The sequence below is a fragment of the Sinomonas notoginsengisoli genome, assembly GCF_021554725.1.
Lineage (GTDB): Bacteria > Actinomycetota > Actinomycetes > Actinomycetales > Micrococcaceae > Sinomonas > Sinomonas notoginsengisoli.
The window spans coordinates 43,390-60,542 of the sequence record NZ_JAIZDP010000004.1 but is presented as its reverse complement, the minus strand read 5'-3'; the positions used below and the strand labels follow the sequence as shown (position 1 = coordinate 60,542).

Here is a 17,153-nt window from a genome sequence, read left to right as displayed (position 1 = left end):
CACCGGCGTCGTGGGTCTGGCCGGGACAGTCTCACGAACGACGGTCCCAAGCCGCCCTCGTTGGTCATACCACCCGGTACTGCTCGGCGTCGGCGGAGCGGAAGACCAGCCCGTTCCCCGGAATGTCTGGGTCCGGAGCGATCATGCCGCCGGTGGGATCAAGGGTTCCATCGAAGAGCATCTCCTCGACCCGCACGTGGTCGTGGAACCACTCAAGATGCCGCAGGCCCGGGGCGGCCGCAGCAGGCGCTGCGGAGATGGCGGGCGCGCAGTGGCCTGAGAAGCCCAGCCCGTGCGCTTGCGCGACGGCGGCGATGCGCAGCCAGATGGTGATCCCGCCGCAGCGCGTCACGTCCGCCTGCAGGCAGTTGACTGCACGGGAGGCGCACATCCGCTCCGCGTCCGCGAGCCGGGTGAGGTACTCGCCTGCGGCGACGTCCACGCCGACGGACTCGCGCACCTGCCTGAGTCCGGAAAGGTCCTCGCTCGAGACCGGCTCCTCGAACCAGGAGATGCCCGCCTCGCCCGCGGCGCGGGCCACCCTCATCGCCTGCTTAGGGGTATAGGCGCCGTTCGCGTCGACGAAAAGCTCGGCGTCGGTGCCGATCGCATCCCGGGCGAGCAGCATGCGTTCGATGTCGCGGGCCTCCTCCTGCCCACGGTCCTCGCCAATCTTGATCTTCACCCGAGGAATCCGCTCCTCACGGGTCCAGCCCGTCAGCTGGTCCGTGAGCTGCTCGTCCGAGTAGCTCGTGAAGCCACCGCTTCCGTAGACGGGAACCTCAGCGCGGGCGGCGCCGAGGAGTGTGTGCAGGGGCATGCCGTTCAGTCGGGCGGCGAGGTCCCACAGGGCGCAGTCCACGGCCGACGCCGCGTATGCACCGGCCCCGGACTGCCCGGCGTTCCGCAGGGCACGCGCCATGGCTTCGGCACAGGCGGGCACGGCGAGGGCGTCCATGCCGCGCACCGCGGGCTCGAGCAGTTCAGTGATGAATCCCACGAGCGCCGCGGGGCCGTACGTATAGCCGACGCCCGTGGCCTCGCCGGTGGTGACCTGGACGACCACGATCGTCGTCGAATCCCAGGCGAAGGTCCCATCGGCCTCCGGAGCGTCGGTGGGGATCCGGTACGCATCGGCCGCCACCGAGGCGATGGGCGTCCCGGTCATTGATGGTGCCCCGGCAGGATCTCCTGGACTTTCGTCTTGATGCCCTCCTTGATGAAGCCCCAGGCGTTGTCGTCGCCGCGGACCACGCTCTTGGCCATGTTCATGGCCTCCTTGAGCGTTGCGTGCGGTGGGATGGGCGGCACATTTGGATCGGTCCGGACGTCGAGCACCGTGGGCCGTGTGGCCGTGAGCGCGGCATCCCATGCCGAGCCGAGATCCTCTGGGTTGTCCACGGAGATCGCACCGAGGCCCAAGCTCGCGGCGAAATCCGCGTAGCTGACGTCCGGCAACTCCTGGGTCATGGGCACGGTTGGGGAGCCGCTGAAGGCGCGCAGCTCCCATGTGACCTGGTTGAGGTCGTTGTTGTGGAGCACCACGACGACGAGCCGGGGGTCCTCCCACTGCTGCCAGTACCGGGAAACGGTGATGAGCTCCGCGAGCCCGTTCATCTGCATGGCACCGTCGCCCTCGAAGGCGATGGCGGGACGGTCCGGGTGCCCGAACTTGGCGCCGATGGCGTACGGGACCGCGGCGCCCATGGTCGCGAGGTTCCCGGAGAGGCTCCCGCGAACGCCGGCCGCGAATCTCAGCTGGCGCGCATACCAGTTCGCGGCGGTCCCGGAATCGGAGGTGACCATGGCGCTCGCGGGCAGCCGGTCCGAGCATTCGGAGAAGACCCTGAGCGGATTGACCGGGTCCGCCTCGACCATCGCCTCGCTGCGCATCGTCTCCCACCACCGGGAGACCTTGTCCTCGATGTGCTCGCGCCAACTGCGGTCTTCCTTGCGCACGAGCAGGGGGATGAGCGCCCGCAGGGCCTCACCCGCATCGGCCACCAGATTGACCTCATACGGGAAGCGCAGGCCGATCATGGTGGGATCGATATCGATCTGCACCCCACGTGCCTGGCCCGGCTCGGGCATGAACTGCACATAGGGGAAGTTCGAGCCGACCGTCAGGACCGTGTCGCAGTCGCGCATCATCTCGAAGCTCGGCCTCGTGCCGAGCAGGCCGATCGAGCCGGTGACGAAGGGCAGGGTGTCCGGCAGGGAGTCCTTACCGAGCAGTGCCTTGGCTACGCCGGCGCCCAGAAGATCGGCGACCTCCTGCACTTCCGCGGCGGCATTGCGCGCTCCGTGGCCGATGAGGATCGCGACCTTCTCGCCCTTGTTGAGCACCTCGGCCGCACGCCGGACCGCCGCCATGTCCGGCCGGATATCCGGCCACTCGATGCCCAGGCTCGAGGGAACCATCTTCATCTCGTGCGTTGGTGCCGAGTACTCGAGGTCCTGGACGTCGGAGGGGATGATCACCGCCGTAGGGGCCTGGCGCGCGGCGGCCACTTTGATGGCGCGGTCAATGACGTTCGGCAGCTGCTCGGGGACGGTGACGAGCTGGACGTAGTCCGAGGCGACGTCTTTGAACAGCGTGGGCAGGTCCACTTCCTGCTGGTAGGAGCCGCCGATCGAGCTCCGGGCCGCCTGCCCCACAATGGCCACCACGGGCACATGGTCGAGCTTGGCGTCGTAGAGGCCATTGAGGAGGTGGATGGCGCCGGGGCCGGACGTGGCCATGCAGATGCCGACCCGTCCTGTGAATTTGGCGTAGCCCACGGCTTCGAAGGCGGCCATCTCCTCGTGCCTTGCCTGGACGAACCGGGGCCCGTCCCCCTTGCCGAGGGCGGTGACGATTCCGTTGATGCCGTCGCCCGGGTAGCCGAAGACCGTGGAGACATCCCACGCCTTGAGCCGCTCGAGGAGGTACTCCGCGACATTCTGAGCCATGTCAGCTGCTCTCCTTTACTGGTTGACGCGTGCCAACCCGGGCGCCGGCAACGAGCCGGGCGGCCGTCCGCGCCGCGAGGGCCATGATGGTCAGGGCGGGGTTGGCGCTTCCCTGGGTGGGAAGGATGCTGCCGTCCGTGATGAGAAGGTTCGGTACGGCGAAAGTGCGGGAGTCGGCGTCGACCACGCCGTGCTGCTCATCCCGCGCCATGCGGGCTCCTCCGACGAGGTGCGCGTACCGTTCGATCGTGACCACATCACTCGCGCCCGCTGCCTTGAGGATCTGCTCCATCGTCTCTCGTGCAGCGGTCATGAGTCGGCGGTCATTGCCGCAGCGGCTGTAGGTGAACCGGGCAACGGGCATGCCACGGCGGTCAGTCTCGGAGTCGAGCGTGACCCGGTTATCGGGCAGCGGGAGGAATTCGCACAGCGCGCCCAGACAGGCCCAGTGCAGGTAGTCCGTCATCCTCCGCCGCAGCTCCTTTCCCCAGTGGCCCTGTGCCGCGATGTGCTCGGCCCAGGTGATGGGAAGGGGGGAGACGGTCTGAATCGAGTAGCCGCGTTTGTAGGGCTTGGACGGGTCCGTCTCGTAGTACTCCTCCGTGCTCACCTCGGGAGGTGGCGCCTTGTACATGCGCACCTCCTTTTCGAAGCGGCCGCCCGTCTGCGGTGCACCCTGGACCATGAGGTAACGGCCCACGAGGTCATGGTCGTTGCACAGCCCGTCGGGGAAGCGCGTCGACGCCGAGTTCAGCAGGAGGCGCGGCGTCTCGATCGAGTACGCCGCAATGGCCACATTGCGGGCCTTCTGGAAGCGGTCGACGCCGCCGTGCACGTAATGCGCTCCCGTCGCCAGCCCGATGCGCGGGTCGACCTCGATCCGGGTCACCGTCGAATCGGCCCGGATCTCCGCGCCGTGCGCGATCGCATCCGGGACGTGGGTCACGAGGGGCGAGGCCTTCGCATCGACTTTGCAGCCCTGGAGGCAGAAGCCACGGTAGATGCAGTGCCGGCGGTGGCCGAAACGGCCGTTGGAGATTGCCACAGGGCCGACACGGGCCTCGATTCCGCAGGCTTGCGCCCCCCGCAGGAGCACCTCTCCATTGCCGCCCACCGGGTGCGGCGAGTGCGGGTAGCGGTGTGGATCGCCCCACGGCCAGTCCTGCCCGGCCACCGGGAGCTCCTCCTCGATGTCCGCGTAGTACGGGCGCAGGTCCTCGTAGGCCACCGGCCAGTCGGCCCCGACGCGGTCGAGGGTCTGCGTCTGGAAGTCGCTTGGGTGGAACCGTGGTGTGTAGCCGGCGAAGTGCACCATGGATCCGCCCACACCACGGCCGGAGTTGTTGGAGCCGAGCGGTACCGGGTCCTCGCCGTCGATCACTCGTGGCTCGGTCCAATAGAGCCGGTGGGACCCGGCCTCGTCGCTCACCCAGTCACGGTCGGGGTTCCAGAACGGGCCCGCTTCGAGCACCACGACGCTCCAGCCCGCGCGTGCGAGGCGCTGTGCGAGGGTGGACCCGCCCGCGCCGCTGCCCACGATCACGAGGTCCACGACGTCCTCGTCCGCGAACCGCCGCATGCCTTCCGTCAGGTCGGGGCTCGCCGGGGACAGGAGCCACGCCGAGGCGTTGCGGGCGCGAACCGAACTCAGGGAGCTCACGCCTGCTCACCCGGACGGGCGTCCGGCACCTCAAATCGTTCGCGGCGGTCGAGCCCCAGATTCCCGTACCCGCGCGGATAGGCCGGGCCGGGGAAGCCGATCTCGTCCCACAGCGAGGGGTGGGAGTAGAACGCCGTGCACGCATACCGCAGCCACAGGTCCCAGAGCCGCCGCGTAGGAAGGCCATGCCAGGTGTCCGCGGACGAGTGCACGGCTTCGAGGAGGGCCTCCTGCTGCTCACGCGTGACTCCGGCGAACCCGGCACCGTAGCGCTCGCGCGAATCCTCGTCGAGGTAGCGGACGGTGCGGCGCCACACCTCCTCATCCTCGGGGAGATTCGCATAATGCCAGCCGTCCGTCTCACCGGCCGCCAGACGCGCATCGACGAGGTTGACGAGGGGCACGTGCGGTGCAGCCGACATCCCGTCGGAGGAGTCGGGGTCCGCGTGGTCTTGACCCACGAGGCAGTCCAGGAGGGCGGATGCGACGCCCTCCTCTTCGGCGGTGAAGAAGCACACCTCAGGAGGATGGTCGGTCCGGGCGAGGATGAGCGCTGCAGTCGTCTCGTCCCAGTGGTCCCGCTGATCGAGGGAATTCTGGCCGGGAAAGCGACCGCCCTCGTCGCTCGCACCGAGCGTCAGGCTCACGGTTCCCGCCTCAGGATGGACGCAAGGAGGCCCATCCCACCGACGAGGGTCACGAGCAGCGGGGCGAGAAGCGGCGGCCCCACCTCGGCGTTGTAGCGGAACTCCCTGAATCCTCCCGGACGTTGGGCGATGCCCCTCAGGTGCAGGTAGGTGCCCTGGAGCCCGTTCGCGATGATCGCCGCGCTTGCGAGCGGAAGAGCGGTGTGCGCCATCCGGGCGCTGACCACACCGGCAACCCCCGCGGCCGCACCAATCGGCCCGAGAACCACGGGAGCCCACATCCAAGGATTGCCGAAGCTCGCCCGGTCGTGCTCAAGGTAGATCTCGGCTGCGGTCACGAGCGCGCCTGCCGCGGTGAGCCCAGAGAGTGTGCGCTCGAACCGGCCGGTCTCGACGTTGCGAACGAGCCGCTGGATTCCGCGGGGCGCATGTGCACTGACGGCATTCATGGAGCCCTTCCTTTCACTGCGGATGGGTGTGGCCTTCCGGCCTGCCTCTTTTTTCCTGCATACCCCGGCGGGGCCCCCCGAAACGGGTCGGTCTCACCCATCGCGGAATGGGATCGCCGGGCCGGCGTACGCTGGCCGCATGAGCCAGGCTGGAGCGCCGGAAGGGACGCACGACGCCGTTGGGCCGTCCGCCGCGGGTCGGTCACCGGCGTCGTCCTCTCCCGATGGGATGGCTGACACGGGCCGGGGAACGGTCGGCACGGGCCGGGGAACCGCAGGGGCGCCCTCCTGGGCCACGACTCCTGCGGTCCGCAAGACCATGCTCGGCAACCGCTCGCGGGATACCGCCCCCGAGCTCAGGGTGCGCCGCGCAGTGCACGCGATGGGGCTGCGGTACCGCGTCGATCGCCGGCCCGAGCCAGCCCTCCGCCGCACCGCCGACCTCGTGTTCACACGGGCGCGCGTCGCAGTATTCATCGACGGGTGCTACTGGCATGGCTGCCCAGAGCACTACATCGAGCCTGCGAGCAATGTGGACTACTGGCGGCCCAAGATCGCACGCAATCGGGAACGGGACATCGAGACCACCGCGGCGCTCGCCGCCTCCGGCTGGCAGGTGCTCCGCTTCTGGAGCCACGAGGACCCGGGCCAGGTGGCCGAAGCGATCGCAGCTGCCGTGAGGGAACATCGACCCTAGGCCTGGCTCTCGACGGGGAGTGATTGGTTCTCCCGGCGGGGGGTAAACAGTGCAAGAGGTCTACCCCAGGAGGTACTCGATGGATCCCACCCAGCTGACCTGGCTCATCGTCATCGTCGCGATCATCGTGATCATCGCGATCGTCGTCGCGGTCATGGTTTCGCGCCGGCGCTCTGAGGCACACCGCCGGCAACAGCGCGAGAAGGCCAATGATCTTCGGGCCGAGGCCCACGCCCGTGAGCTCGACGTGCGCGAACGGGAGGCGAAGAGCCACGAGGCGCAGGCACGGGCCGAGCGCGCCGAAGTGGAGGCCGCCCGCCTCCGCCAGCAGGCTCATGAGCGCAATGAGAGCGCGCGAAGCGATCGCGAGCGGATCGACGAGCAGCGCCGCAAGGCCGACGAGATCGACCCCGACCGGTCGGGTGACGACAGCGACCGGCGCGGGACCCATGGTCGTCGTGCCGTCCCAGACGACGCCGACCGCACGGCGCCGGACGGGCGCGATCGCGGCATCCGGCATGACACCGACCGCAGCGTCCCGCGTGAGGGCGACCGGCCGAACGACCGTGACGCTAGCACGAAGGGTGACGACCGCGAGCGCGTTGTCCGCGAAGACCGGCCCACAGAGGCGACTCGCGACGACGGCGCGCACGACGTTCGCCAGAACCGAGACCATCGCTGAGGAAGGACCCTATGAGCAACACCGAGAATCCAATCCAAATCCAGAAGTTCCTAGCGGGGGTCGACTACCCTGCCGAGAAGTCGACCCTCGTCGACGCCGCGAAGCAGCAGGGCGCAGACAGCAACGTGCTGCGGGCGCTCATCGGCATCCCGGACGGCTCCTACGCCAAGCCGACCGAGGTGAGCCAGGCCATTTCCGATGCCGGCAACCATCCGGAGCGCAGCTCAGAGGACCGTTCCGACACGGGCGACGAGGCTGAGCGCGGAGGAGATCGCTTTGACGCGGGGTGAGCGCTCAGTGCTCGCTGGGCGGGTGTCCCGCTGAGCTGACGTGAGGAGCGCCGGTCCCGTCGGGGCCGGCGCTCTCTCATGGTCAAGCGAAGACTGGCGTCAGAACGGTTTTCCGCCGGTCACCGGGTACACGGACCCGGAGATGTAGCTTGCCTCCTCGGAGGCGAGCAGGACATACGCGGGCGCGAGCTCCGCCGGCTGTGCGGGCCGCCCGAGCGGTGAATCCTTGCCGAACTCCGGGACGTGTCCTGGCCACCCGGTCGCGGGAATCAGCGGGGTCCATACGGGCCCAGGGGCCACCGCGTTGATGCGGATGCCCTTCTCGCCGAGCACGGGTGCGAGCGCCTTCACGAGGGCTACCTGGGCTGCCTTGGTCATCGCGTAGTCGAACAGCGTCGGCGAGGGTTGCACGGCCTGGATAGAGCTGGTGATGATGATCGAGGCACCCGCCTTCAGGTGCGGTATGGCTGAGCGCAGGATCCAGAACTGGCTGTAGAGATTCGTGCGGAGCACCCGATCGAACTCTTCGGTGGGCACCGCGTCGATCCCGTCCCGCTCTTGCTGATAGGCCGCATTCAGGACGACGATGTCAAGTTTGCCGAGCGAGTCGAGTACGCGCTCTGGCAGCGAGGACGTCCAGCCCTCGTCCCTCAGATCGCCCTCGAGCAGTTCGGCACGGGCGCCGGCTTCTCGGACCTGGTCGGCCACTTCGGCAGCATCCTTGGCCTCCTCCGGCAGGTACGTGAGGGCTACATCCGCACCCTCGCGCGCGAAGGCGATGGCCACGGCGCGGCCGATCCCCGAATCGCCTCCGGTGATGAGGGCCGAGCGGCCCTCGAGGCGGCCGTGTCCCTTGTACGTGCGCTCTCCGTGGTCAGGATGCGGAACCGTTGCCTCGGTGGTGCCCGGCGGCTCCTGCTGCTGCTCAGGCATGCTTCCGGTGTCGCGGGCTTGACGGGGGTCCTCCGGCTGGGATGTGTCCACAGGTGTTCCTTTCGGATTGTGCTGGTCGGGCTAGGGGTAGTAGTGCGTCCATGACGCGTCGCAGTCGATCGGCGCGCGGCGTGTTCATCCGACGCCGCGCCGGAAAAGGGTTCATCTATCGGGATGAGGAGGGCGAGCGCGTCGACGCGCCCGAGGTGTTGGCGCGGATCGACGCGCTCGCCATTCCACCGGCCTGGCGGCATGTGCGGATCGCCGGGTCCGAACAGGCCCGCATCCAGGCCACTGGAATCGACGCCGCGGGGCGCAAGCAGTACCTCTACCACCATGCTTGGCGCGCCCGGCAGGACGCGCGGAAGTTCGACCGCGCTCTTGCGCTTGCCCGGCGCCTGCCGGCGATCCGCCGTGCCGTCACCGAGGATCTGCGCGGCCGGCACGGTGCAAGGGAGCAAGCACTTGCGGTCGCCCTGCGTCTCGTGGACCGGGCGGGTTTCCGCGTGGGAAGCCGGCGCTACGTTCAGCAGAATGGCTCGTTCGGGGTCACGACATTGCAGCGCCGGCACGTGAGCGTCGATGGCGCGGTGGTTACCTTCCGATTCCCGGGCAAGTCGGGAATGCGGTGGGCTGTCGATCTGCACGATGCCGATCTGGCCGCCTACTTCGCCGAACGCGCCGACGGCTCTCGCACAAGCCGCGCCATTGGCTTCGAGGAGGGCAACGGCGTTCAGCCGATCAGCGCCGAGGCCCTCAACGGCTACCTGAGGGGCCGAGCCGGCATGGGGGTCAGCGCGAAGGACCTCCGCACGTGGCGAGGGACGGTGGTGGCCGCCGAAACTCTGGCCCGTGAGCGGGAGAAAGGTTCCGACGCGGACCAGGCCTGGCGCGCTGCTATCGGGGCCGCCGCTGAGTGGCTGCACAACACCTCGGCCGTCGCCCGCGGCTCCTACGTGGACCCCAGACTGCTCTTGGCGTATCACGAGGGGACCAAGCTTGCAGGTCGGGCGGGCAAGGTCTCGGACGCCGAATTGGCCAAGACCCTAGCCTCGTCGCCGCGCACGGGCCCGGGCACCTGAGAGGTACCCGCAGGTGTCCTCGCCCGCGAAGCACGAGCGGAGAGGCGGACGTGCGATGAGAGGTGAAGAGTGGTGCCTGGCCGAAGCCCCAGCCCCCGGCCAGGCACCGGTATAAGGGGGTACCTCTGGTCAGCCCGGCTAGCTGTCAGGGTACTGATCCGTGGTTGCTGGCGACTCAGTATCGGCATCGCGAGGGAAGAGGTAAGCTTCGCCGTCCTCGGTCGTCTCGACCACGTACTCTTCGGCGATAGCGTCCATGCGCTCCTGATCCTCGGGGCTCGGTGGTTTGACGGGGCCTGGGTGGGGGGTGCGGTTGGCATCTCCGTAGACGGCACCGAGGCCCTGGGACGACGGTGTGACGTCCTCTGGCGACGTCACGGCGTCGTCCTTGGGACGTGGGACGGGCTTTCCAGCCCGGCCGTCAGTGGCTAGCTGCTCGGGCTCGTGGGGCGCGTTGTCCTGCATCATTGGTACCTAATACCCGCGATGCCGCCTCCTCAAAACCCCCTCAGCTCGAGCGGATTTGTGCCCTAGCCAGCGATGGATCTGCACCAGTAGAAATGTGCGCAAACTGGGAAACGCCGCCAGTAGTGGTCCTCTCAGGGGCAGCGAGGGCCAGTGACACTTCTCCTCGAACCCTTGAAGGCTGAGTGCGAGTGTGCCTACTGTTGAGTTGGAGTCAAGCAGTTGGCGTCCACCTTCGCAGCCGAAAGTAGAAATTGTTGGCCGCTGACATTGGAGTTCATCGTCTCCACCCCTGAAGCGGCGCGACTCGAAGGCCGCCGCATCCTCATCACTGGCGGAACCTGCCTCGGTGTTTGACGCCCAAGCATTTCTGGCCATCAGTCCGCTCTCGAGCCTTAATCTCCCCCCACTCGAGCCCTAATCTCCGGATCCGTGATTTCTGTGGCGCGGATCGTCGATTCTGAGGAGGGTCGGCCTAGCGTTCCATAGGTTTTTTCTGACCCCAGCGAGGAGGAAACTCGCAATGAAAAATGTTGAGAAGCGGCAGGGCGACCTGTCGGCAGTTCCATTCGATCCGGTCATCGCCGGTGTGCCCGAGGATGCTCTCAGGAGCCGGCCGCTGCCGACCTCCGCCGTTCGCTCGTCCATTTCGCCATTGACGCCGGCCAGCGCACGGGCAGCGGGAAAGCTGGCGCTCGAGTACCTCGGAGTGGCAGATGCCCTCGCCAGACGGTTCCGGTGTGTAGGGCACGATGCCGATGACCTGCGCCAGGTGGCTCGACTAGGGCTCATCAAGGCCGCCCAGCGGTACAAGGAATCCCTGGGCCACGGATTTGTGCCCTATGCGGTCCCAACCATCAACGGTGAACTGAAGCGCTACCTGCGCGACCAGTCATGGGTGGTCCGGCCGCCCCGGGCCCTTCAGGAACTCCGGCTCAAGGTCAACGCTCTCCGGCCGGGGCTCGCACAGGAGCTCGGCCACGAACCGTCCACTGCGGAGCTGAGCACGGCGGCCGGAGTGCCGGCAAGCGATGTCGCGGACGCCCAGATTGCAGACGCGGCCATGGTCGGCCAACCGGTCGAGCATGGCGACATGTCCGATGATCCTGAGGAACGCCGGGTCATGGTGATCCTCGGCGGGGAGGACCCTGGCTACGAGCGTGTCGAGCAGATTGATGCCCTTGAGGCGGCCCTCTCGGACGCGTCCGTGGACGACAGGCGCCTTCTGCAGCTTCGCTTCGTGAACGAGATGACCCAGGACCAGATCGCGGCGGAGCTGGGTGTCAGCCAAATGCAGGTCTCCCGCCTCCTCAAGCGGCTGCTCGACAGGCTGCGTCGGCGCATGGCCGCCTAGCAGGACACCTGAAGGACAAGGCGCTGGAAGAACGAGCGCTGAATGACGGGAGCCGAGCCTCAGGGCTCGCTCCCGTCATTTGTGTCGGCGGGCCGGAGAATGCTGCCTCAGCGGAGGTGATGTGTCAGAAGGGGCGGCCTGCCCCCGCGGTGATCATGCGGCGTCGTGCGCCTCAAGGCTGTCCACCGCGTCGAGAACGTGCCCCGGAAGGACGGCCAGGATCGCCGGGTCGGGTACTTCTGCGAACGGTTCGCCGGCCCGTACCTCGGCGTCGGTCAAGACGATGTGCGGTCCATCGGCTGGCGGGCCCCAGTGCTCTGGCGCGGCGGGGCCGAACAGGACCACTGACGGCGTTCCATAGGCGGTGGCCAGATGGCCGGCCGAGGTGTCCGCCGTGATGACCAACCGTGCTGCGGCAATGGCTGCCGCGAACTCATCGAGCTCCCAGCGCCCGGCCACGCAGGCGCTTTCCGGAAGTCCGGCGGTTTTGGCCACGGCCGTCGCCCGGAGCAGGTCCTGGCGGCCGCCGGTGATCACGACCCGGTGCCCGCGCAGGGCCAGGACCGCCGCGACATCGGCGAACCGTTCGACGGGCCACTGGCGGCTCCCGTGTGCGGCGCCGACGTGGAGGAGGGTCGCATCCTCGAGAGGTGCCGACACCTCCGGCGGGCACAGGCGGTAGTCATTCGCCTCTGCAGCGAGGCCGTGCCAGTTCACCAGACGAACCCAGCGGTCCCGCTCGTGGAGATCGTCATCCCAGGTGGGACCGCTCCAGCCCGGCGCCGCGTGTCCGATCCGATACGTCGGAGAGAGCTGTTCGAGACGCCCGCGGCTCTCGGGACCGTTGCCGTGGAGGTTGACCGCCACGTCTACCGTGCCCTCCCAAGGCAGAGGATCATCGAGGCCCGGCGTAGCCAGATGCCGGTTGATGCCTCCGATGAGTGGCAGCACGGGGCTGAGCCAGCCCGGGACCGCGAGCACGAGTTCGTGATCGGGAAAGCCTCGCCTGAGGCCGCGGAGCGCTGGGACCGCGACGAGGAGATCCCCGAGCTTGAGCGCACGGAGGACGAGGAGAACGGGTCGATGAGGCTTGTCCACGGCAACTCCTTGAGGCAAACGACGCAACAATCTGTGCCCGCGGCTTGAGCTAGAAGGAGGAGAACTCCCGTCAGATCCGTTTAGTCTACTGCGGCTCGGGCACTTCTTCTCCATGAAGATGATGGACCATGAACGCAAGCTGACTCCCGCTGCGGTGCTCTTTGACCGCGACGGCACGCTTGTCGTGGACGTCCCCTACAACGGGGACCCTGAGCTCGTGACCCCGATGCCCGGGGCCCAGCAGACACTCGAGCGTCTGCGTTCACTCGGCCTGCGCACGGGTGTCGTCACGAATCAGTCCGCGGTGGCCCTCGGCAAGATCGGCATGGATGACATGCGCTCCGTCAATGCCCGTGTCGAGGAGATCCTGGGCCCGTTCGACACGTGGCAGGTCTGCCCGCACGCTCCTGACGACGGCTGTGCCTGCCGCAAGCCGCGTCCGGGACTTGTGCTTGCCGCCTGCCGTGACCTCGGCGTGAGCCCCAAGGAGGTTGTCGTCATCGGGGACATCGGTGCGGACATGACGGCCGCACTGCGCGCCGGTGCCCGCGGCATCATGGTGCCCAGCCCCACTACCCTGCGTCGCGAAGTCCTCGACGCGCCGGCCGTGGCGGGCGACCTGTGGTCTGCCCTGACCCTCGCGCTCGGACCCGACATGGCCTCCGCAGCCGCATCCCCGGACCCCGACAGTGGTGCTTCCGCGATGAGCAGTGCCGCATGAAGCGGGTCCTCGCGGTCAGGCTCGACAGCCTTGGAGACGTGGTCATGGCAGGCCCGGCTGTCCGGGCGATCGCGACCCGGGCCGAGCCGTTCCTGCTGACAGGTCCGCGCGGAGCGGCCGCTGCGCGGTTGTTGCCGCACGTGCAGCACGTCAGCGAGTGGGACTGCCCCTGGATCGGCAACCCTGCCGCCGAGGCAAGCCCGCGCCACCTGCGCCGGCTCGAGCGCCTCATCACCGACATAGCCCCTGATGAGGCAGTCATCTTCACCTCTTTCCACCAGTCACCGCTGCCTCTGGCCCTCGAACTGAGGCTGTGCGGGGTGCCTCGCATCACCGCTCTCTCCGAGGACTACCCGGGCTCGCTCATCGACGTTCGCGTGACTACCCGCCAGCTCCCGTGGTCTGTCCACGAGGTGGACCGTGCCCTCGGCATCGCGGCCGCGGCGGGCTTCTCACTGCCCGCGGACGACGACGGGCTCCCGGCCCTCGCTCCCCAGCGCCACAGCGGGATCCGACCGACCGGCGCATATGTCGTTGTCCACCCTGGCGCGGATGCCCCTGCCCGGGCTTGGCCCGCCGAACATTGCGCAGCGCTAGTCGAACTGCTCGCGGCCACCGGCATGCAGGTCGTCGTCACCGGCGGCCCCGACGAGCGGGCGCTCACCGCCCGGGTGGCAGGCTCCCAGGGGATCGACCTCGGAGGCCGTACGAGCCTGCCCGCCCTCGTGGACCTCTTGGAAGGCGCGAGCGTGGTCGTGGCAGGAAACACCGGCCCGGCCCATCTGGCGGCGGCGACGCGCACACCCGTGGTGAGCCTCTTCGCGCCCGTCGTGCCCCCGGGAGTATGGAAGCCGAGGGGAGCACCAGTCGTGGTGCTCGGCGACCAGACCGCTGCATGCTCGGGCACCCGCGCTCGGATCTGTCCGATTCCTGGGCATCCGTGCCTCAGCGACGTCCGCGCCGAACATGTTCTGACCGCCGTTCGGGAACTCTTGGGCGCCGAGACCGGGGCGGTGGCCTAATGCGCATTCTTGCGTGGCACATGCACGGCGGCTGGATGGACGGATTCGTCCGCGGAAGCCACGAGTACATCCTGCCCGTTGACCCCCAGGACAGCGCCAAAGGCCTTGGCATCGCAGGGAGGCAATGGCCCTCCGCTGTGGAGGCCACAGCGGAACAGCTCGCCGAGAGCGCGGGCCGGATCGACGCCGTGGTGCTCCAGCGGCTCGACGAGATTGAACTCGTACGCTCGCTGACAGGTCGGCTGCCGGGGGCCGACCTGCCAGCGGTGTACGTCGAGCACAACACCCCGCGAGGGGGAGTTCCCGATACCCGCCACCCCTTGGCGGGCCAAGCGGAGATCCCGATCGTGCATGTGACCCACTTCAACGCCCTCATGTGGGACAGCGGACGTGCCCCGGTGTACGTCGTCGAACACGGAGTCCAGGATCCAGGGCCGATGTACACCGGGGAGCTCGCCCGGCTCGGCGTCGTGGTGAACGAGCCCGTGCGGCGCGGCAGGGTCGCAGGCACCGACCTGCTCCCGCGATTCGCCGAGGTCTCACCGCTGGACGTCTTCGGCATGGCCGGTGACGGGCTGGAAGCGGCCGCGGGAATCGCGGCGGGGCGGCTGTCCTGGGCCGGAGACCTCGCCCCAGACCGCCTGCACCTCGAGCTCGCCCGGCGCCGGGCCTACCTGCACCCCTTCCGCTGGACCTCGCTCGGCCTCGCCCTCATAGAGGCCATGATGCTGGCCATGCCGGTGCTCGCCATCGGTGCCACCGAGGTCTGGCGTGCGGTGCCCGCCGGGGCCGGTTGCGTGAGCTCGGACCCTGGTGAGCTCGCCGCCGCCGCACAGCGCCTGCTCTCGCACCCGAACAAGGCCCGCGAGGCAGGTCTGATCGCCCGTGAAGCCGCCTTGGCCCGCTACGGACTCGGACGGTTCCTCAAGGACTGGGATGAGGTGCTCAGTGACGTGGTGCTCGGGCGACGCACCGCGCCGGCCTCGTCGGGCAGCCCATTGATCCCAGCCCGTGCGGAGGTCCGGTGAGATGGACGCGCCTATGGACGCCTTCAAGCCGGAAGGAGAACAACCATGAAGATCTCAATGGTCTCGGAGCATGCCAGTCCACTCGCCGCGATCGGCGGAGAGGATGCTGGCGGGCAGAACGTGCACGTGGCGGAACTCTCCGCCGCGCTGGTCAGACGTGGCCACTCGGTCACCGTGTTCACACGCCGTGACAGCGCGCGGCTCCATTGGGAGCAGATGCTCTCGAACGGAGTCTGCCTCGTCAACGTCGATGCCGGTCCTCCCCGTGAGATTGTCAAGGACAAGATCCTTCCCTTCATCCCCGAGTTCGGTGACCACCTCGCGGACTACTGGGCCGAGAACGTCCCCGATGTTGTCCACGGGCACTTCTGGATGTCGGGCGTGGCCTGCATCGAAGGGGTCGCGAAGCTTCAGGACCGGGGCTTCCAGCCGCCGGCCGTGGCTGAGACCTTCCACGCGCTGGGAATCGTCAAGCGCAGGCATCAGGGCGTCGCAGACACGAGCCCGCCGGAGCGCGAGTTCCTCGAGCCGTGGGTCGCTCGCTCGGTGGACCGGGTCATCGCGACCTGCCCTGACGAAGCCTTCGAGCTGCGTGCGCTGGGCGTGGGCCGTAAGCGTATCTCCATCGCGCCCTGTGGTGTCGATACTCAGGTCTTCAGGCCAGACGGGCCGGTCCGCGAGCGCGGACACCGTTTCAGGATCGCGACCATTGGACGCCTCGTGCCGCGCAAGGGAGTGGACACCGTGATCGAGGCGCTTGGCCGCCTCGCCGCCTCCGGCCGAACTGACATCGAACTCCTCGTGGTGGGCGGGTCGCTGACGAAAGACCACGTCGCCTCTGACCCCGAGGTGCGCAGGCTCCGCGACCTCGCCGACTCGCTCGGAGTCTCCCGTCAGGTCATTTTCACGGGGCAGGTCCCGCGGGACGAGATGCCGGCTCTCACGCGGAGCCTGGACGCTGCCGTGTGCTGCCCGTGGTACGAGCCCTTCGGCATCGTGCCCCTTGAGGCGATGGCCAGTGGCGTTCCTACCATCGTCGCCGCCGTCGGCGGGCTCGCCGAGACAACGGTCGATGGCGTCACCGGCCTCCACGTGCCGCCGAAGGATCCCGCGGCGCTCGCCGAGGCCATTTGCACGCTCGCGGATGATCCCCAGCTCCGGTCCAGGTTCGGCGAGGCTGGCGTGGAACGCGCCCGGGCACGGTACACGTGGGACAGGATCGCCGGGGACACCGAGCACATCTACCGCGCGATGCGTGACCACTGGGAACAGCCCGAGCCGGAGGTCGCCAGGTCCAGGCGGAGGCTTCGGCGCGTTGAGGAAGGGAGCTGAGGATGCGTCCACTGCACCGCGGCGTGAACAGCGCCCAGACAGCAGGACGAGGGCGTACCGCCCTCAGGCCCGTGCCCGGCGTCGTGAGCGTCGGTTCCCCCTTGGCCCTAACCGGCCCCGATCGAACGGCGTCCCTGGCGCAGGACGTCGCCTCCCACATCGGCACGTCCATGGAGGTCCTCGAGCTGCTCAAGGACCACTCGCCGATGCTGGCCAGATGGGGGCGACTGCTGGCCGAGCGCCTCACGGGCGGCGCGCGGCTCCTCGCCGCGGGCAACGGCGGGTCCGCCGCGGAGGCCCAGCACCTCACGGCTGAGATCGTGGGCCGATATGACGGGGAGCGGCAACCGTTCTCCGCCATCGCGCTCCACGGCGACAGCTCCGCCATGACCGCCATCGGAAATGACTACGGCTACCACGAGGTGTTCGCACGTCAGGTACGGGCCCATGCGAGGGCCGGGGACATCCTCATCTTGCTCTCCACCTCCGGCAAGAGCCAGAATCTGCTCGCCGCCGCTGGTGCAGCCCGCGAGTGCGGCGCACTGACATGGGCCCTCACGGGGCCCGGGCCGAACCCGCTCTCTGTCGTTGTCGACGAAGCGCTCGTCCTCGACGGGCCGAACTGCCACGTGCAGGAATCGCAGCTCGTCGCCATCCATGCACTCTGTGCATGCTTCGACGCCTGCGTAGCAGGCGAATACTCGGGCGCCGAGAGGCCCTCGGGACTACGGGAGGACTGAC

General features: G+C 68.4%; 18 protein-coding genes. 10 read left to right on the top strand and 8 right to left on the bottom strand.

Annotation, left to right across the window (positions count from 1 at the left end; translation table 11 throughout):
- Nucleotides 1-64: 64 nt before the first annotated feature.
- Genes LF262_RS09085 through LF262_RS09065 form a run of 5 tightly spaced genes read right to left on the bottom strand, consistent with a single transcriptional unit; the run spans nt 65 to nt 5,708 of the window.
- Nucleotides 65-1,168, bottom strand: a complete 1,104-nt coding sequence (locus LF262_RS09085; protein WP_235779986.1) for an enolase C-terminal domain-like protein — start codon at nt 1,166-1,168, stop codon at nt 65-67.
- Nucleotides 1,165-2,952, bottom strand: coding sequence for a thiamine pyrophosphate-requiring protein (locus tag LF262_RS09080; protein WP_235779985.1), 1,788 nt, complete (start codon nt 2,950-2,952; stop codon nt 1,165-1,167). Before LF262_RS09080 ends, LF262_RS09085 begins: the two co-directional genes overlap by 4 nt.
- A 1-nt stretch (nt 2,953) precedes the next feature.
- Complete coding sequence (locus LF262_RS09075) at nt 2,954-4,612, bottom strand: GMC family oxidoreductase (protein WP_235779984.1); 1,659 nt, start codon at nt 4,610-4,612, stop codon at nt 2,954-2,956.
- Nucleotides 4,609-5,259, bottom strand: coding sequence for a gluconate 2-dehydrogenase subunit 3 family protein (locus LF262_RS09070; RefSeq protein WP_235779983.1), 651 nt, complete (start codon nt 5,257-5,259; stop codon nt 4,609-4,611). Before LF262_RS09070 ends, LF262_RS09075 begins: the two co-directional genes overlap by 4 nt.
- Complete coding sequence (locus LF262_RS09065; protein ID WP_235779982.1) at nt 5,256-5,708, bottom strand: hypothetical protein; 453 nt, start codon at nt 5,706-5,708, stop codon at nt 5,256-5,258. Before LF262_RS09065 ends, LF262_RS09070 begins: the two co-directional genes overlap by 4 nt.
- Before the next feature lie 139 nt (nt 5,709-5,847).
- On the opposite strand from LF262_RS09065, the gene LF262_RS09060 reads away from it, so the two are divergent.
- The 3 genes from LF262_RS09060 (at nt 5,848) to LF262_RS09050 (ending at nt 7,377) form a co-directional block, all read left to right on the top strand.
- A complete protein-coding gene (locus LF262_RS09060; RefSeq protein WP_308190513.1) occupies nt 5,848-6,405 on the top strand; it encodes a very short patch repair endonuclease in 558 nt (185 codons plus the stop codon).
- Between the two features lie 79 nt (nt 6,406-6,484).
- Nucleotides 6,485-7,087, top strand: a complete 603-nt coding sequence (locus LF262_RS09055) for a hypothetical protein (protein ID WP_235779981.1) — start codon at nt 6,485-6,487, stop codon at nt 7,085-7,087.
- 11 nt (nt 7,088-7,098) lie between these two features.
- Nucleotides 7,099-7,377, top strand: coding sequence for a DUF2795 domain-containing protein (locus LF262_RS09050; protein WP_308190512.1), 279 nt, complete (start codon nt 7,099-7,101; stop codon nt 7,375-7,377).
- Nucleotides 7,378-7,476: 99 nt separating this feature from the next.
- Here LF262_RS09050 and LF262_RS09045 read toward each other — a convergent pair whose 3' ends face one another.
- The gene (locus LF262_RS09045; protein ID WP_235780173.1) at nt 7,477-8,310 is read right to left on the bottom strand and encodes an SDR family oxidoreductase; all 834 of its coding nucleotides are present in this window, start codon (nt 8,308-8,310) and stop codon (nt 7,477-7,479) included.
- 101 nt (nt 8,311-8,411) lie between these two features.
- Here LF262_RS09045 and LF262_RS09040 point away from each other — a divergent pair, with 101 nt between their 5' ends.
- A complete protein-coding gene (locus tag LF262_RS09040) occupies nt 8,412-9,392 on the top strand; it encodes a DNA topoisomerase IB (protein ID WP_235779980.1) in 981 nt (326 codons plus the stop codon).
- 138 nt (nt 9,393-9,530) lie between these two features.
- Here the strand turns inward: LF262_RS09040 and LF262_RS09035 are convergent, their stop codons facing one another.
- Entirely contained in the window at nt 9,531-9,857 is a 327-nt protein-coding gene (locus LF262_RS09035; protein WP_235779979.1) for a hypothetical protein, read from the bottom strand.
- Between the two features lie 523 nt (nt 9,858-10,380).
- Between LF262_RS09035 and LF262_RS09030 the strand changes: the two genes are divergently transcribed.
- Nucleotides 10,381-11,211: a sigma-70 family RNA polymerase sigma factor gene (locus tag LF262_RS09030; RefSeq protein WP_235779978.1), complete on the top strand. Its 831-nt coding sequence runs from the start codon at nt 10,381-10,383 to the stop codon at nt 11,209-11,211.
- A 153-nt stretch (nt 11,212-11,364) separates the two neighbouring features.
- On the opposite strand, the gene LF262_RS09025 is transcribed toward LF262_RS09030, so the two are convergent.
- The gene (locus tag LF262_RS09025; RefSeq protein ID WP_235779977.1) at nt 11,365-12,309 is read right to left on the bottom strand and encodes a glycosyltransferase family 9 protein; all 945 of its coding nucleotides are present in this window, start codon (nt 12,307-12,309) and stop codon (nt 11,365-11,367) included.
- A 121-nt stretch (nt 12,310-12,430) separates the two neighbouring features.
- Between LF262_RS09025 and LF262_RS09020 the strand changes: the two genes are divergently transcribed.
- From LF262_RS09020 to LF262_RS09000, 5 genes are read left to right on the top strand one after another with little or no spacing between them, the layout of a single operon-like run.
- Nucleotides 12,431-13,030, top strand: a complete 600-nt coding sequence (locus tag LF262_RS09020) for a D-glycero-alpha-D-manno-heptose-1,7-bisphosphate 7-phosphatase (RefSeq protein WP_372462761.1) — start codon at nt 12,431-12,433, stop codon at nt 13,028-13,030.
- Nucleotides 13,027-14,052 (top strand): glycosyltransferase family 9 protein, encoded by a 1,026-nt coding sequence (locus LF262_RS09015; RefSeq protein WP_235779975.1) that lies wholly within the window; start codon nt 13,027-13,029, stop codon nt 14,050-14,052. Before LF262_RS09020 ends, LF262_RS09015 begins: the two co-directional genes overlap by 4 nt.
- Nucleotides 14,052-15,080: a glycosyltransferase gene (locus LF262_RS09010; protein ID WP_235779974.1), complete on the top strand. Its 1,029-nt coding sequence runs from the start codon at nt 14,052-14,054 to the stop codon at nt 15,078-15,080. Before LF262_RS09015 ends, LF262_RS09010 begins: the two co-directional genes overlap by 1 nt.
- Before the next feature lie 45 nt (nt 15,081-15,125).
- Entirely contained in the window at nt 15,126-16,412 is a 1,287-nt protein-coding gene (locus tag LF262_RS09005; protein WP_235779973.1) for a glycosyltransferase, read from the top strand.
- Nucleotides 16,413-16,414: 2 nt separating this feature from the next.
- A complete protein-coding gene (locus tag LF262_RS09000) occupies nt 16,415-17,152 on the top strand; it encodes a D-sedoheptulose-7-phosphate isomerase (protein WP_235779972.1) in 738 nt (245 codons plus the stop codon).
- Nucleotide 17,153 lies beyond the last annotated feature (1 nt).

Coding starts and splice junctions, on each gene's coding strand:
- LF262_RS09060 (WP_308190513.1), top strand. CDS start 5,848: ATGAGCCAGGCTGGAGCGCCGGAAGGGACGCACGACGCCGTTGGGCCG.
- LF262_RS09005 (WP_235779973.1), top strand. CDS start 15,126: ATGAAGATCTCAATGGTCTCGGAGCATGCCAGTCCACTCGCCGCGATC.
- LF262_RS09030 (WP_235779978.1), top strand. CDS start 10,381: ATGAAAAATGTTGAGAAGCGGCAGGGCGACCTGTCGGCAGTTCCATTC.
- LF262_RS09015 (WP_235779975.1), top strand. CDS start 13,027: ATGAAGCGGGTCCTCGCGGTCAGGCTCGACAGCCTTGGAGACGTGGTC.
- LF262_RS09010 (WP_235779974.1), top strand. CDS start 14,052: ATGCGCATTCTTGCGTGGCACATGCACGGCGGCTGGATGGACGGATTC.
- LF262_RS09050 (WP_308190512.1), top strand. CDS start 7,099: ATGAGCAACACCGAGAATCCAATCCAAATCCAGAAGTTCCTAGCGGGG.
- LF262_RS09055 (WP_235779981.1), top strand. CDS start 6,485: ATGGATCCCACCCAGCTGACCTGGCTCATCGTCATCGTCGCGATCATC.
- LF262_RS09000 (WP_235779972.1), top strand. CDS start 16,415: ATGCGTCCACTGCACCGCGGCGTGAACAGCGCCCAGACAGCAGGACGA.
- LF262_RS09020 (WP_372462761.1), top strand. CDS start 12,431: ATGGACCATGAACGCAAGCTGACTCCCGCTGCGGTGCTCTTTGACCGC.
- LF262_RS09040 (WP_235779980.1), top strand. CDS start 8,412: ATGACGCGTCGCAGTCGATCGGCGCGCGGCGTGTTCATCCGACGCCGC.
- LF262_RS09035 (WP_235779979.1), bottom strand. CDS start 9,857: ATGCAGGACAACGCGCCCCACGAGCCCGAGCAGCTAGCCACTGACGGC.
- LF262_RS09080 (WP_235779985.1), bottom strand. CDS start 2,952: ATGGCTCAGAATGTCGCGGAGTACCTCCTCGAGCGGCTCAAGGCGTGG.
- LF262_RS09085 (WP_235779986.1), bottom strand. CDS start 1,168: ATGACCGGGACGCCCATCGCCTCGGTGGCGGCCGATGCGTACCGGATC.
- LF262_RS09065 (WP_235779982.1), bottom strand. CDS start 5,708: ATGAATGCCGTCAGTGCACATGCGCCCCGCGGAATCCAGCGGCTCGTT.
- LF262_RS09045 (WP_235780173.1), bottom strand. CDS start 8,310: ATGCCTGAGCAGCAGCAGGAGCCGCCGGGCACCACCGAGGCAACGGTT.